Origin of the sequence: Ruegeria sp. HKCCD6119, from assembly GCF_013110585.1 — a bacterium.
Classification (GTDB): Bacteria; Pseudomonadota; Alphaproteobacteria; order Rhodobacterales; family Rhodobacteraceae; genus Ruegeria.
In genome coordinates this window covers 1,316,019-1,330,034 of record NZ_WVQV01000001.1, presented here as the reverse complement: position 1 = coordinate 1,330,034, position 14,016 = coordinate 1,316,019, and the positions used below count along the sequence as shown (strand labels likewise).

Below are 14,016 nucleotides of genomic sequence, written 5' to 3'. Positions count from 1 at the left end.
TTCTGTTTCGCACTCAAGCGCGCGGGCGTGTGTTTGCGGGATCGACAGCACATGTGTCGATGACCACGGCGTCGCGCATCTCATTGTGGACCAGCACCTGCATTTTCGTTCCGGGCGCCGTCATGTTCTGTGGCAGTAGTGCCATCGCAATGTCGTGGTTGCAATAATAAGAGAACCCGCCCGAGGTAACACGTCCGATCAGCTTGCCCTGAGCATAGACACCCTCGTCAAACATCACCGATGTTTCGCCAAAGGGCAGTTTCAGCGTGACCAACCGCCGGTACGCGCCATCCTTTTTCTGTTTCAAAAGAGCGGCCTTGCCTATGAAGTCGCGACCATCTGTTACCACGAACCGATCAAGGCCGGCCTCGTATGGCGTCATGTCCTTGCAGATTTCGCGATTGATGGCGCGATAAGACTTTTCAAGACGCATGGATTCCAGTGCCTCAAGCCCGAAAGGTTTCACACCGGCCTTCAGCAGCAGGTCAACAAGATGGCGGTTGTAACCGACCGGATGATGCAGTTCCCACCCCAGCTCGCCGGTATAGGACACGCGAAGCAGATGAACGCCCTTGGCGTAGCCCACTTCACCCATTTGCGCAGAAAGCCAGGGGAAGGTTTCGTTCGACAGATCATTGTCGGTCAATGGTTGCAGGATCTCTCGTGCCTTGGGGCCTGCCAGTGCAATCACGCCCAGTTGTTCTGAAACATCCTCAAGAAGGATAGAGCTGTCATTGGGCAGCAAACGTTGCAGTTGATCCCAGTTGTAGGCGCGCCAATTCGGGGTGGAGACCAGGTAAAAATCATTCTCGGCATAGCGGACGACCGTATATTCCGCATCCATGCCGCCCTTTGGGTTCAACAAAAACGACAGGGTCATTCGCCCCACTTTGGGCAGCCTGTTCGCCATAACGCCATCCAGCCATTTGGCAGCCCCCGGTCCGCGCACGGTGAACTTGGTCATCGGCGACATCTCGATGAACCCGGCCACGTCACGGGTGGTGCGCACCTCTTCCTGAACGCGTTCCATGTGGTTGGTGCGTCGGAAGGAATGTTCCGGAACAGCTTCCTTGCGCGATTTGGCGAACCAGCGCGGAAACTCATATCCGTTGAAGCTGGTCCAGACGGCGCCATGCGCGCTCAGCAGATCGTAGGACCCCATCGTTTTCATCGGGCGCGCGCCGGGAAAATCCTCTCCGGGGATGTGCGCGTTCATGTGGGTTCCCCACGTTTCGCGCACCTTGTCCATGGTCCACCGCTTGGACGCGTAATCCGAAAAACGGCGGGGGTCGAGTTCGGACATGTCCATGCCCGGATCCCCATCGACAATCCAGCGGGCCAGACGTTCACCAACGGTTCCACCCCACAATATGCCGCCGGGCATGCCTTCGGCCAGCCACAGGTTTTCATGCCCCGGTGCGGGTCCCGCAAGCGGCAACTCGTCCGGTGTCATCTGGAACGGACCTCGGGTGTTGGCCTTGATACCTACCTCTGCAAGTGTCGGAACCCTCTCGATGGCACGTTCCCACTGCGCTTGGACCGCGTCGAAATCTTCGGGCAAGATGTCGGCGCCAAAGTCAGGCGGCACGCGATCTTCGGCAAATAGCTTGAGGTCTTTGGTGAACTCATATGGGCCGAACTGAATGCCGCCCACATCTTCGCGCAGATAGGCACCGTAATCTTCATCCCGCAGGATCGGGAACTCGGGCAACCCTTGCGCGCGGCGTTCTTTCAGCAGCGGAACGGTTTCGGTCGTCCAATATTGGTGAACGATTGGAATGCAAGGCAGATCCAGACCAACACGGCGCGCGTTTTCGCGGGCATAGTTTCCGGTCGCGAAGACAAGATGTTCGCAAGTGATCTCACCTTGATTGGTTGTCACCTTCCAATGACCGTTTTCCAGTTTTTCGTAAGCCTGCGCTTCGGTGTTCTGAAACACTTTGGCGCCTTTCTCGCGCGCCAGCCTGGCCATTGCCATGGTGATGTCAGCAGGGTTCACATAGCCGTCCTCGGTATGCAGGATGCCGCCGCGAATATGTTCCGATTGGTTGAGCAGAGGGTGCAGTTCGGCGATTTCTTCTGGCGTCAGCAGTTTGCAGGGCACACCGGCAGCTTCGGCAATCGAGACATAGGACAGGAACTCGTCCCAGCGTTCCTGCGTATTGGCAACGCGCAACTGGCCCACCTGGCGCAGTCCGACCGAGGCGCCGATCTTCTTTTCGACTTCGGAATAGATGCGGATGGTCTCCATCGTCATCTTCGAAACGTTGTGGGATCGCACGAAGGTGACCAGCAGACCCGCCGCATGCCAGGTAGAGCCGGAGGTCAGCGTCGTTCTCTCCAGCATGACTGCATCTGTGCACCCGTGCTGCGTCAGCCCATAAAGAACCGAAGCCCCAACGCATCCGCCTCCTACGACGACAACCTTGGCATGTGACTGCATTCGACGCATTCCTTCCTGAGGCTGTTTTCGTTTCCAGAGGGTCAGTCAAAACGAAATCAGCGGGCTGAGAACTGGTTGAACTGTTTACGTGAAATCCGCGTCAGGCAATTCGAAAAATTTTCCGGTCCAGCTGAGTTCAGTTAAACCATGATCGGGTTTGCCGGCGATCTCACGCGGTCTGTGAGGCGGCCCGCAAAAATACCGGCCATCTTTTGTTTCGGATTGTTGTGTTAGCGCAAACTGTGCTGGTAAGGTCTGACATCGGCTTGGGGTGCGCTTTGTTGCGCCCGCGATCCGTGCGGCATACGAAGGGGGAAAATCGCGTGTATCTCGGTCTGGATTTGGGGACGTCAGGTCTTCGGGGAATTGTGGTCAGCGAAGAGGGCAAAGTCGTCGCCGAAGCCGAAGCAGGTGTTGAGACATCGACGTTGCATCCCGGCTGGTCGGAACAAGATCCGTCCGATTGGGTGGAAGCCTGCCAAAACGTCGTTGCCCAATTGCGCGCGTTGAATGGTGCTGCATTTTCTGCGGTGCGCGGCGTTGGTCTGAGCGGCCACATGCACGGTGCCACGTTGCTGGATCGGGATGGCAAAGTGCTGCGGCCCTGTATCCTTTGGAACGACACGAGATCAGCGCAGGAAGCTGCGGAGCTGGATGGTCTGCCATCGATGCGCGCGATCACCGGGAACATCGTTTTTCCGGGTTTCACCGCACCCAAGCTGGAATGGGTGCGCAGACACGAGCGCGACGTGTTTGAAAAGACATCCAAAGTGTTGCTTCCGAAGGATTATCTGCGTTTCTGGCTCACCGGTTCCTATGTCAGCGACATATCCGACAGCGCCGGTACGGCGTGGCTGGACGTTGGAAAGCGAGAATGGTCAGTCACCGCGTTGGATCAAAGCCACATGCGCTGGGACCAAATGCCAGACCTGGTTGAAGGCAGTTCGGCGGGCGGAGAACTGCGGTCAGAGATCCTCGGGCAGTGGGGCTTGACCGGGCCCGTCGTGGTTGCCGGCGGGGCCGGTGACAATGCGGCAGCGGCCTGCGGTATCGGAAGTATTGGTGAGGGCAGCGGATTTCTTTCCTTGGGCACTTCGGGTGTGCTGCTGGTCGCAAAGGAAAGCTATGCGCCCGCGCCGGAAACAGCTGTTCATTGCTTTTGTCATGCGGTTCCGGATCGCTGGATTCAAATGGGTGTGATCCTGTCGGCCACCAACAGTCTCAACTGGCTGTCGCGTCACCTCGGTCAACCCGTCGGTGCGCTGGCGTCGACCCTGCCGGATTCGGTGAAGGGGCCGTCAAAGATCACCTTCCTTCCGTACCTGTCCGGTGAACGGACGCCCCATAACGACAGTGACATACGCGGGGCATTCCTGGGGCTGGATATCGCATCGGAACCCGCTGACCTGACGCAATCCGTGACAGAGGGGGTTTCCTTTGCCATGCGCGATTGTTTGGAGGCGCTCAAAAGCACGGGCACCAATCCCGAAAGTCTGCTGGTCGTCGGTGGCGGGGCGCGGTCGCGGTTTTGGCTGGAAACGCTGGCCACGGTTCTGAACACGCCGCTTGCTGTGCCCGATGGAAGTGGGTTTGGCGCAGCCATAGGCGCAGCGCGTCTTGCTGCATGTGCGGTGGACGGCGCCGACCCCAAGGATGTCATGCTGTCCCCGGAAGTCGCTGAGCGTGTTGAACCACGTCTCGAACTGACCGGCGCATATGAGGCGGAATATCAGCGGTATCGCGAATACTATGCTGCTTTGTCCCCTTTGGCCGCGCGCTGATGGCTGATCCCAAACGCATGCCTGTCGAGCAGGTCCTTCTGGAAGACGGAAACATGTCCGTTTCCCTGTTGAACTATGGCGCAATCACGCAAGGCTGGTGGCTTGGCGAAACACCTTTGATATTGGGCTACGAAAACCCGCAGGATTACCTGTCGGACCCGTTCTACCTTGGCGCGATGGTCGGGCGAGTGGCCAACCGCATCGGCGGGGCACAGTTTGCATTGCAGGGGCGTGTTCATCACCTGACAGCAAACGAAGGGCCGACCACGCTGCATGGTGGTCCGAGCGGGCTGTCACGCAAATACTGGGATATCGTGAAAACCTCTCCAAATCAGTCGGTTCTGTCCTTGACTTCACCTAAAGGTGAAGGCGGTTTTCCCGGAGCGGTCAATTTCGAGGTGCATGTCGAACTGACCTGTCCGCGTCTGATCTATACAATCAGGGCGCGCCCGGATCGCCCAACGCCGATCAGCATCGCGCAGCACAATTATTACACTCTGGGCTGTCCAGAGGATATCATGGACTGCCGGCTCAGGTTAAGATCGAACCGGGTGCTGGAGCTGGACGCGCGTTCCGTTCCTTCTGGAGATATCTCAGCCGCCGGCGATAATGTGCCAGATTTCGCGTTGTCCCGCACCGTCGGGGCAGAGGGGCGCGAGCTGGACCATTATTTTGTGTTTGATCAAAGTGGAAACCGTGACCATCCGGTGGCAGAGGTCACGGCACCTTCGGGATTGAGGATGAACCTGTATTCAGATCAACCCGGCGCACAGGTCTATGCCGGGGCACATCTGTCAGGCCGATTTAGCCCGTGTGCGGGGCTGTGCATTGAGCCGTCAGGATATCCGAACGCCGTGAATGTCCCTGCGTTCCCGTCCGTCATCCATACGCCGGACAACCCGTATCGACAAACTCTGACACTTGAGATTTCCGAGGAACGATCATGAGACTTCAGATTGCAGCAACTGCCGTAGGCATCTGGATGTCGCTTTCAATTGCTCAGGCGCAAGACTTTGGTCCGAAACCGGAATTCATCGAACCTGACTTTGCTAACGCAGAGTTGGGGCAACTGCTGTTCTACGATCCGATCCTGTCGGGCAACAAGAACATAAGCTGCGCAACCTGTCATCATCCGAAGCTGGGAACGTCCGACGGGTTTTCACTGGGTATCGGCGAAGGTGGGGTCGGGCTGGGTGGTCAGCGCAAGGTCACACAAGACAACAGACCCGAACAGCGCATTCCCCGGAACTCGCCCGCAATGTGGAATCTCGGGGCGCTGGAATTCACGACGTTTTTTCATGACGGTCGCCTCGAGGCGGATCCGTCACAGCCCAATGGCATTAGAACGCCGTTGGGGACGCATATGAGGCCGGGGTTCAAATCGGCTTTGGCAGCGCAGGCGATGTTTCCGGTGCTGTCGCCTGACGAAATGGCGGGGCATTATTCTGAAAACGAGGTGAGCAAGGCCGTACGACTCGGCTTGCTGACCCAAGAGGGTGGCGCCTGGGATCTGATCGCCGCGCGCGTGGCGGCGATACCAGAGTATCAAAGGCGATTTGATGACATCGCGCCCGGAGAAGACATCTCCTTTACCGCAATCGCCAATGTCATTGCCGATTTCATCGCGTTTGAGTGGCGGGCTGACAACAGCCTGTTTGATCGTGCGATGCGAGGCGAAGACAGGCTGCCCGAACAAGCGCAGCTGGGGATGGCGCTGTTCTACGGAAAGGCTGGATGCAGTGTCTGCCATTCCGGCTGGTTCCAGACCGATCACGGGTTCCATTCCATCGCCATGCCTCAGATCGGCCCCGGAAAATCAGCCCGTTTCGAAAATCATGTGCGGGATGACGGGCGACTGCGCGTCACGGGCGACAAGGATGATGCCTTCGCATTCCGCACGCCTTCGCTGCGCAACGTGACCCTGACGGCGCCATATGGCCACAGCGGTGCCTACGCACGGCTTGAGGATGTCGTGCGTCATCATCTGGATCCGGTTTCCGCGTTGCGGAACTACGCTATCGAAATGGCTGACCTGCCAGAGTTTTTCGGGGCAGAGGATCAAAAGCCTTTGCTTGACCCCCAGCATGTCGAAGCCATAGCAGCGTCGAACGATCTGGCGCCCATCGACCTGAGTGAAGACGAGGTCGATGCCATCTTGAGTTTTCTGGGCACGCTGGAAGATCCGGCTGTGCGGCTGGGTGTTCCCCAAACGGTTCCCAGCGGAATGCCCGTCGATCAGTGATCAACGGCTGAGGCGGATCACCTGATTGGCATCTACCTTCTGCCAATCTCCATGCTCACCATCAGGCCAGATCACCCTTATTTCCGCAGTTTCGAAGTTTCCTAGACCAAAGTGGTGGAACCCTGCAATTCCGCTGGCGTGCCCCCCGCCAATGGTCACTTCACGGGTTTGAACGCCCTCGGGCGTCCTGACCTCGATAAAACCGCCGACTGCCTGTCTGTTGGGGTGGCTCTGGCCGAGATCAATCATGAGCCAGTTGCCGGTCGTCGGTTCATTCTGGAAAACCTCAAGGTCCGAGCCGCGATTGACCACCACCAAATCCAACCACCCATCCCCGTTGAAATCCGCCAGCGCCCCGCCGCGGGACTTTGCCATGGACGCGACACCAGCCTCTGATGCTGTTTCGACAAACTGACCGTCGGCGGTCTGCATCAACAGGTTGTTGGGGTCGTTCTGCGCCGCGTCGGGCATCTGCTCAACATTGCCTTTGGCGACGAAAATGTCGTCCAGCCCGTCATTGTTGACGTCCCCGAACTGTGCATGCCAGCCGGTCGAGGGGCGGCCGTCTTCTCCTGCATGTGGCCTGTGTGCCGTTGTTCCACGGTCGTAGGTTGCATCCCGCCATGTTGGCCCATCTGATGCAGGATCAAAAACCTGGAATTTCTGGTCCCCCATGGACGTCAGGTAAACATCGGAAAAACCGTCACCGGTCAGATCCCGCGAGGCGATCCCCATGCCCCAGATCGAATAGGGCAGCCATCCATCGGCCTTGCTGTACAGGCGCGGGGTGTCTTCCATAGCCCACAATTGCTCTTGCCCACCACGCACATAGTAGTGGCGGTCATTGCTGACACGCAGATCCGCGCGGCCCGTGCGCGCCCAATCGGAAAACAGGATCGAAAGGGAACAGTGACCGGGTTCCAAACGGACAGGATCGCCATACTTTTCGCCTTGGGGTCGGTACAGAAGCGTCGGCCCGCAAGCCTCAAAAGGTCCGTCCGGATTGCTTCGGTCGACATAGGTTCCAAAGGCCAGCGTTGGCAGGGTTTGCCCGCGTTCCCAAGTGGCGGAAAAGCCGGTGGTCCAATGGTCCTGAGGCTGAAAACCCAGTGCCGTGAACGGCTCGAACGCGCAGTTCGGTTTGCCGCGCAGCAACAGGTCTTTGCCTAGGCGTAAGACCGCAAGGTCCAGGATCCCATCGCCATCAATGTCTACCGGGTATGCGCCGGTCACACGGGTCAAGGATAACTGACCTGGCGCATCCGGAAGAAAACTGACATCTGTGTCGGATGTGTTGATGAACAATTGTGCTGGGTTTGATCCGCCAGCCACGAACATTTCAGGGCGGTCGTCATCATTGCAGTCGAAGACCGCGACACCCCCGCCGACGAAATGTTCCCAGCCGCCATCGTAAACATGGCCGGGGGTTTCCACCTTTTGAAAGCGGGGTGGAGCGATGTCCGCAGCGGCAGCGGAACCTACCGCAAGCAAGATTGCCATCTTAGTTCGCATGAGCCGCCAGTTCCCTGACCTTCAAGATAGAGACTTGTTCAATCCCATAAGCCGCTGCCCCTTTTGCCCACATTGAATCGCCCCAGTGGTTGACCTTGATTTCCGGCAACGGCGCGTCGACGCTGACGACGCCGTTTTGGACACGTGCCATCACCTCGTCCGAATGCAGGTAATCAAAGCGACCTCTGGCGCCGGACAGGATAATGCATTCGGGGTCGAACAGATTGATCAGGTTCGAAACCCCCATCCCGAACATTTGGCCCGCGCGGGCCAGAACGGAAATGGATCGGGCGTCGCCGGCTTTTGCTGCCGCGAGTATATCGACAAGAGTGCGGGGATCCGTTGCTTCACTGGCGATCGTGGCTTCGCGGATCAGGGCGTATTCCCCCACATAGGCCTCGAGGCATCCGCGCTGCCCGCACTGACACAAGGCGCCGTCCAACTGAACTTTGAGGTGCCCGAATTCTGCGCCGCATCCGCGTTCACCGCGATAAAGCTTGCCATCAAGAACGATGCCCAGGCCGATGCCGTGTTCGATCGTAACAACCAAAAAATTCTTCAGCCCCTTTCCCAATCCGAAAAGCTGTTCTGCCTTTGCGACCAGATTGGCGTCGTTTTCGATGAAGGCAGGGCAGGGGAGCACCTCGGACAACAGCGGGCTCAAATCCACATTTCGTTCCGTCAGCGAAGATGACCAATGCACGAAGTTCTGATTTGCATCGATAAGGCCAGCGATGCCGATGCAGACACCTGACAAATCGGCAAGGGATCGGTTTGCCGAGGCGCAGGCCTGATCAAGCACGGCGCGGATCTTTTTGGCAAACGCATTCGGGGCCATGCGGGCTTGGTCCAGCGGATGCGTGTACGAAGTGATTTCGGTTCCTTCGAAATCCACGAGAATGACTGAAACCTGCTGGCGGGCGACTTTCACGCCCGCAATCAGATGTGACGCGCCATTCAGTTTCAATTGTACCCGCGGTCTGCCGCGGCGCGCTGATTTGGAAGATGTTTCGCTTTCTATTTCCTCAATCAGACCGGCAGACAGCAGATCGGCAGTGGCGGTCGTGATGGTTGCTGGGCTGGTCTCCAACGCGCTGGCGATGTCGATTCGCGAAATGGTGCCTGTGGCCCGGATTTTTTCCAGAACGCGCAGGCGAGTGACGTTCCTTTGGTCCGTGGCATTTGAAGAAGCTTTGCTTTTCAGCATCTTGCCCTCGCGAATCTGATCCCTGTTTCAACCTAGGTGATTTTTTTAGTTACCGATAGCATAAATATTTTACCGACTGAAATAAATATGCTACTCAGAATTATCGGGGCCACGAATCATGAAGCGATGGCCCAATGAAACCGGGAGGAAATCATGAAACGAATTCTCAGCGCCTCTGTCGTGGCGGTCCTGATGGGGACAGCCGCATTCGCAGAGCCCACGGTCGGCGTAAGCTGGTCGAATTTCCAGGAAGAGCGTTGGAAGACCGACGAAGCGGCGATCAAGGCTGCACTGGAAGCGGGCGGTGCGGAATACATCTCGTCTGATGCCCAATCTTCTTCTGCCAAGCAATTGTCGGATATTGAAAGTCTGATCGCCCAGGGCGTTGATGCGCTGATCATTCTGGCGCAGGATTCCCAGGCCATCGGCCCGGCTGTGCAGGCGGCGGCAGACGAAGGCATTCCGGTCATCGCGTATGACCGTCTGATCGAAGATGACCGTGCCTTCTATCTGACATTCGATAACGTTGAAGTTGGCCGGATGCAGGCCCGCGCGGTGTTCGAGGCGATGCCGAAAGGCAACTATGTGATGATCAAGGGCTCGCCCACGGATCCGAACGCGGATTTCCTGCGCGGCGGTCAGCAAGAGATCATTCAGGCCGCCGTTGACAGCGGCGATATCGTCATCGTGGGTGAAGCTTACACCGACGGTTGGCTGCCTGCGAACGCACAGCGCAACATGGAACAGATCCTAACCGCGAATGAAAACAACGTTGATGCCGTGGTCGCCTCGAATGACGGTACTGCTGGTGGCGTTGTTGCAGCCCTGACCGCGCAGGGCATGGAAGGCATTCCGGTCTCGGGTCAGGATGGCGACCACGCGGCGCTGAATCGTGTTGCCAAGGGCACGCAGACCGTCTCGGTCTGGAAAGACGCACGCGAGTTGGGCAAAGCTGCCGGTGAAATCGCGGTTGCGTTGAGCAACGGAACAAGCCCTGCGGATGTCGAAGGCGCGATCAGCTGGACTTCGCCCGGTGGGACCGAGATGAACTCGGTCTTCCTTGCGCCTGTACCGATCACCAAAGACAACCTGTCCGTCGTGGTCGATGCTGGCTGGATTCCGTTGGAAGACCTGTGTCAGGGCGTCGAAAACGGCCCTGCACCCTGTAACTAAACCAGGTTCCAAACCAAAATATCTCTGGCCCGCAAGGGTGGGCCAGAGATCATAGCTGAACATGAAAGATCGGATATGACCGAAACTTCGTCTCAGCCGGTACCCCAAAAAGCAAAGGCCAACCTGTTTCAGCAACTGGAACTGGATATGCGGCTATTGGGCATGATCGGCGCCTTCATCATCCTGTGCATTGGCTTCAACATCGTGACGGATGGCCGCTTTCTGACGCCCAGAAACCTGTTCAACCTGTCGATCCAGACCGTCTCGGTTGCGATCATGGCCTGCGGCATGGTGTTCATCATCGTCATGCGCCACATTGACCTGTCGGTTGGGGCGCTGCTGGCGACCACATCTGCCGTGATGGCGATGACCCAGACCGAGCTCTTGCCGAATGTTCTGGGCATGGGTTTGAACCACCCGGCGACCTGGGCGATCACGTTGGTGGTGGGCCTTGTGGTTGGCACATTGATCGGCGCGTTCCACGGTTGGATGGTGGGGTATCTGACCATACCAGCCTTTATCGTGACGCTTGGCGGTTTTCTGGTCTGGCGCAACGTCGCCTGGTACATGACCGACGGCCAGACGATCGGCCCGCTGGACAGCACGTTTCTGATGTTTGGCGGCACCAACGGAACCTTGGGAACAACCGTCAGCCTCCTGTTCGGCCTGGCCGCCACGGCTGTTGCGATCTGGGCGTTGTGGAGCGGTCGCCGGTCCAAAGCCGCTCATGGTTTCCCTGTTAAGCCGGTCTGGGCTGAAACAACGCTGGCCGGGATCATCGGCCTTGCCATCATGGGGTACGTGTTGATCGTCAACAGCTATGCGATCCCGACCCGTCGTCTTGAACGCATGTTCGAAGCGCGCGGCGAGACCATGCCGGAAGGGTTGGTTGTGGGATACGGCATTCCGATCTCGGTGCTGATCCTGATCATTGTGGCGGTGACATTGACCGTCGTGGCCCGCAAAACCCGCTTTGGCCGCTACATCTTTGCCACCGGCGGCAACCCGGACGCGGCCGAGTTGTCGGGCATCAACACCCGTTTGATGACCGTCAAGATCTTTGCCCTGATGGGGTTCCTGTGCGCGCTGTCGGCGGTTGTGGCCTCGGCCCGGCTGGCCAATCACTCGAATGATATCGGAACGCTGGATGAGCTTCGCGTGATTGCCGCTGCCGTGATTGGTGGAACCGCGCTGTCCGGCGGCATCGGAACGATCTACGGCGCAATCCTTGGCGCGTTGATCATGCAGGCGCTGCAATCGGGCATGGCCATGGTTGGCGTTGACGCGCCGTTCCAGAACATTGTCGTCGGCACCGTCCTGGTTCTGGCCGTCTATATCGACATCGTCTATCGCAAACGTCTGGGGGCGAAATGATGCAAGCTCAAGAAACACAGAACCAAGCTTCGGGCCGTGGGTCCGGCCAGCCTCCGCTGGTGGAAATGCGCGATATCTCGATTTCCTTCGGGGGTATCAAGGCGGTAGACCATGTGTCGGTAGATCTCTACCCGGGCGAGGTCGTGGGCCTTCTGGGCCACAACGGGGCCGGTAAATCCACCCTGATCAAGGTTCTTTCGGGCGCCTATCAGATGGACCATGGCGAAATCCTGATCGACGGCAAAAAGGTCGAGATCAACAACCCCCGCGACGCGCGCGCCAACAATATCGAGACGATCTATCAGACGCTGGCGCTGGCGGACAACCTGGATGCAAGTTCAAACCTGTTTCTGGGCCGCGAAATGGTCACGCCCTTTGGCCTGGTCAACGACGCCGCGATGGAGGCGGAATGCCGCAAGATCATGGCGCAGCTGAACCCGAACTTTCAGAAGTTCAATGATCCGGTCTCGGCCCTGTCGGGCGGTCAGCGTCAATCGGTGGCCATTGCACGGGCGGTGTATTTCAACGCGCGTATCCTGATCATGGACGAGCCCACGGCCGCACTTGGTCCGCACGAAACACAGATGGTGGCGGACCTGATCCAACAGCTTAAGGCGCAGGGGATCGGGATTTTCCTGATCGACCACGATGTACACGCGGTGATGGAGCTGTGTGACCGGGCCTCGGTCATGAAGAACGGGCAATTGGTTGGAACGGTCGATATCGCAGACGTCACCGATGACGATCTGTTGTCGATGATCATTCTGGGCAAAAAGCCCGGCGAAAAGACGGAATGAGGTAAGCGAAATGACGAGCGGTTTCTTTCAGGGAATTGAAGAAGTCCAATTTGAAGGCGAGGACAGCAAGAACCCGCTCGCATTCCGCCACTACAACCCGGACGAGATCATCTTGGACAAGCGCATGGAGGATCACCTGCGTTTTGCCGTGGCGTGGTGGCATTCCTTCGCGTGGGAGGGTGGAGATCCGTTTGGCGGCCCCACTTTCGAGCGCCCCTGGCACCCACAGGATGACATGGGCCGCGCCAAGATGAAGGCCGATATCGCGTTCGAGATGTTCCAGATTCTGGGACAGCCCTATTTCTGCTGGCATGATGCCGATATCCGACCTGAACAGGGGAACTTCGCCGAAAATCTCCACACGTTGAACGAGATCACCGACTATATCGGTGAAAAGATGCAAGTGTCCGGCACCAAGCTGTTGTGGGGTACGGCCAACATGTTCAGCCATCGCCGCTGGATGGGCGGTGCCAGCACCAATCCCGACCCCGACGTCTTTGCCTTTGCTGCCGCCACGGTGAAATCCTGCATGGATGCCACCCACAAACTGGGCGGCGAAAACTATGTGCTGTGGGGCGGGCGCGAAGGGTACGAGACGCTGCTCAACACCGACATGAAAACCGAGCTGGATCATATGGGCCGGTTCCTGAACATGGTGGTCGAGTACAAGCACAAGATCGGGTTCAAAGGTGCGATCCTTGTCGAACCCAAACCGCAGGAGCCATCAAAGCACCAATATGATTTCGATGCCGCGACCTGCATCGGTTTCCTGCGCAAATACGGGCTTGAGAATGAGGTCAAGCTGAACCTCGAACAGGGTCACGCGATTCTGGCGGGGCACAGTTTTGAACATGAGATTGCCGTAGCCGCAGCCGAAGGGATGCTGGGCTCCATCGACATGAACCGGAACGATTATCAATCCGGGTGGGATACGGATCAGTTCCCCAACAACACTCCCGAGGTTGCGCTGGCCTATTACCACATCCTGAAAGCGGGTGGATTTACCACCGGCGGTACCAATTTCGATGCCAAGCTGCGCAGGCAGTCGATCGACGCCGAAGATCTGATCGCCGCGCATGTGGGCGGGATGGATATCTGTGCCCGGGGCCTGAAAGCAGCGGCAGCGATGATCGAAGATGGCGGATTGGAACAAGCGCTGGCTGATCGGTACACGGGCTGGAATACGCCCGAGGCGCAGGCAATGCTGACCTCTGGTCTTGACGAGATTGCAGCGCGGGTGCTGGCCGAGGATCTCAATCCAGATCCGCGCTCGGGGCGTCAGGAAATCCTCGAGAACTACGTGAACCGATTTGTTTGATCCCCGTGGGATCAGCCGGTCCTTAAAATAACTTGTGTACAATGCCCCGGAAACGCGTGAGTTTGCTTCAGCGTTGCCCGGGGCTTTCCCTTGCTGGGCGCAACGGCATCAAAGGCCCGTCGGGGTCGAACAAGTGGGGCGAGCAGGGTTTTGGCGGATCAATCGGCAG

General features: G+C 58.0%; 10 protein-coding genes. 7 read left to right on the top strand and 3 right to left on the bottom strand.

The features are described from left to right. Positions 1–13 precede the first annotated feature (13 nt). Positions 14–2,443, bottom strand: coding sequence for an FAD-dependent oxidoreductase (locus GS611_RS06655; RefSeq protein ID WP_171633507.1), 2,430 nt, complete (start codon positions 2,441–2,443; stop codon positions 14–16). Between the two features lie 323 nt (positions 2,444–2,766). On the opposite strand from GS611_RS06655, the gene xylB reads away from it, so the two are divergent. Genes xylB through GS611_RS06640 form a run of 3 tightly spaced genes read left to right on the top strand, consistent with a single transcriptional unit; the run spans position 2,767 to position 6,466 of the window. Then, a complete protein-coding gene (gene xylB / locus GS611_RS06650) occupies positions 2,767–4,224 on the top strand; it encodes a xylulokinase (RefSeq protein WP_171633504.1) in 1,458 nt (485 codons plus the stop codon). Continuing rightward, positions 4,224–5,171 carry an aldose epimerase family protein gene (locus GS611_RS06645; RefSeq protein ID WP_171633501.1) on the top strand — a complete coding sequence of 316 codons (948 nt, stop codon included), beginning with the start codon at positions 4,224–4,226 and terminating at the stop codon, positions 5,169–5,171. Before xylB ends, GS611_RS06645 begins: the two co-directional genes overlap by 1 nt. Continuing rightward, positions 5,168–6,466, top strand: coding sequence for a cytochrome-c peroxidase (locus GS611_RS06640; protein WP_371732230.1), 1,299 nt, complete (start codon positions 5,168–5,170; stop codon positions 6,464–6,466). Before GS611_RS06645 ends, GS611_RS06640 begins: the two co-directional genes overlap by 4 nt. On the opposite strand, the gene GS611_RS06635 is transcribed toward GS611_RS06640, so the two are convergent. Both GS611_RS06635 and GS611_RS06630 read right to left on the bottom strand, forming a co-directional pair. After that, positions 6,467–7,966: a CRTAC1 family protein gene (locus GS611_RS06635; RefSeq protein WP_253284954.1), complete on the bottom strand. Its 1,500-nt coding sequence runs from the start codon at positions 7,964–7,966 to the stop codon at positions 6,467–6,469. 1 nt (position 7,967) lies between these two features. Further along, on the bottom strand, positions 7,968–9,185 hold the full coding sequence (locus GS611_RS06630; RefSeq protein WP_171633497.1) for an ROK family transcriptional regulator: 1,218 nt from the start codon (positions 9,183–9,185) through the stop codon (positions 7,968–7,970). 153 nt (positions 9,186–9,338) lie between these two features. Here GS611_RS06630 and xylF point away from each other — a divergent pair, with 153 nt between their 5' ends. The 4 genes from xylF (at position 9,339) to xylA (ending at position 13,847) form a co-directional block, all read left to right on the top strand. Next, on the top strand, positions 9,339–10,358 hold the full coding sequence (xylF, locus tag GS611_RS06625; protein ID WP_171633494.1) for a D-xylose ABC transporter substrate-binding protein: 1,020 nt from the start codon (positions 9,339–9,341) through the stop codon (positions 10,356–10,358). A gap of 75 nt (positions 10,359–10,433) precedes the next feature. Further along, entirely contained in the window at positions 10,434–11,732 is a 1,299-nt protein-coding gene (locus tag GS611_RS06620) for a sugar ABC transporter permease (protein WP_171633491.1), read from the top strand. Continuing rightward, entirely contained in the window at positions 11,732–12,529 is a 798-nt protein-coding gene (locus GS611_RS06615; protein WP_171633864.1) for an ATP-binding cassette domain-containing protein, read from the top strand. The genes GS611_RS06620 and GS611_RS06615 overlap by 1 nt, the downstream gene beginning before the upstream one ends. A 10-nt stretch (positions 12,530–12,539) precedes the next feature. Continuing rightward, positions 12,540–13,847 (top strand): xylose isomerase, encoded by a 1,308-nt coding sequence (gene xylA / locus GS611_RS06610; RefSeq protein WP_171633489.1) that lies wholly within the window; start codon positions 12,540–12,542, stop codon positions 13,845–13,847. Positions 13,848–14,016: the final 169 nt, after the last annotated feature.

Bases quoted from the DNA above. Each gene is read 5' to 3' on its own strand.
- GS611_RS06655 (WP_171633507.1), bottom strand. From the start codon at position 2,443: ATGCAGTCACATGCCAAGGTTGTCGTCGTAGGAGGCGGATGCGTTGGG.
- GS611_RS06645 (WP_171633501.1), top strand. From the start codon at position 4,224: ATGGCTGATCCCAAACGCATGCCTGTCGAGCAGGTCCTTCTGGAAGAC.
- GS611_RS06640 (WP_371732230.1), top strand. From the start codon at position 5,168: ATGAGACTTCAGATTGCAGCAACTGCCGTAGGCATCTGGATGTCGCTT.
- GS611_RS06635 (WP_253284954.1), bottom strand. From the start codon at position 7,966: ATGGCAATCTTGCTTGCGGTAGGTTCCGCTGCCGCTGCGGACATCGCT.
- GS611_RS06630 (WP_171633497.1), bottom strand. From the start codon at position 9,185: ATGCTGAAAAGCAAAGCTTCTTCAAATGCCACGGACCAAAGGAACGTC.
- xylF (WP_171633494.1), top strand. From the start codon at position 9,339: ATGAAACGAATTCTCAGCGCCTCTGTCGTGGCGGTCCTGATGGGGACA.
- GS611_RS06620 (WP_171633491.1), top strand. From the start codon at position 10,434: ATGACCGAAACTTCGTCTCAGCCGGTACCCCAAAAAGCAAAGGCCAAC.
- GS611_RS06615 (WP_171633864.1), top strand. From the start codon at position 11,732: ATGCAAGCTCAAGAAACACAGAACCAAGCTTCGGGCCGTGGGTCCGGC.
- xylA (WP_171633489.1), top strand. From the start codon at position 12,540: ATGACGAGCGGTTTCTTTCAGGGAATTGAAGAAGTCCAATTTGAAGGC.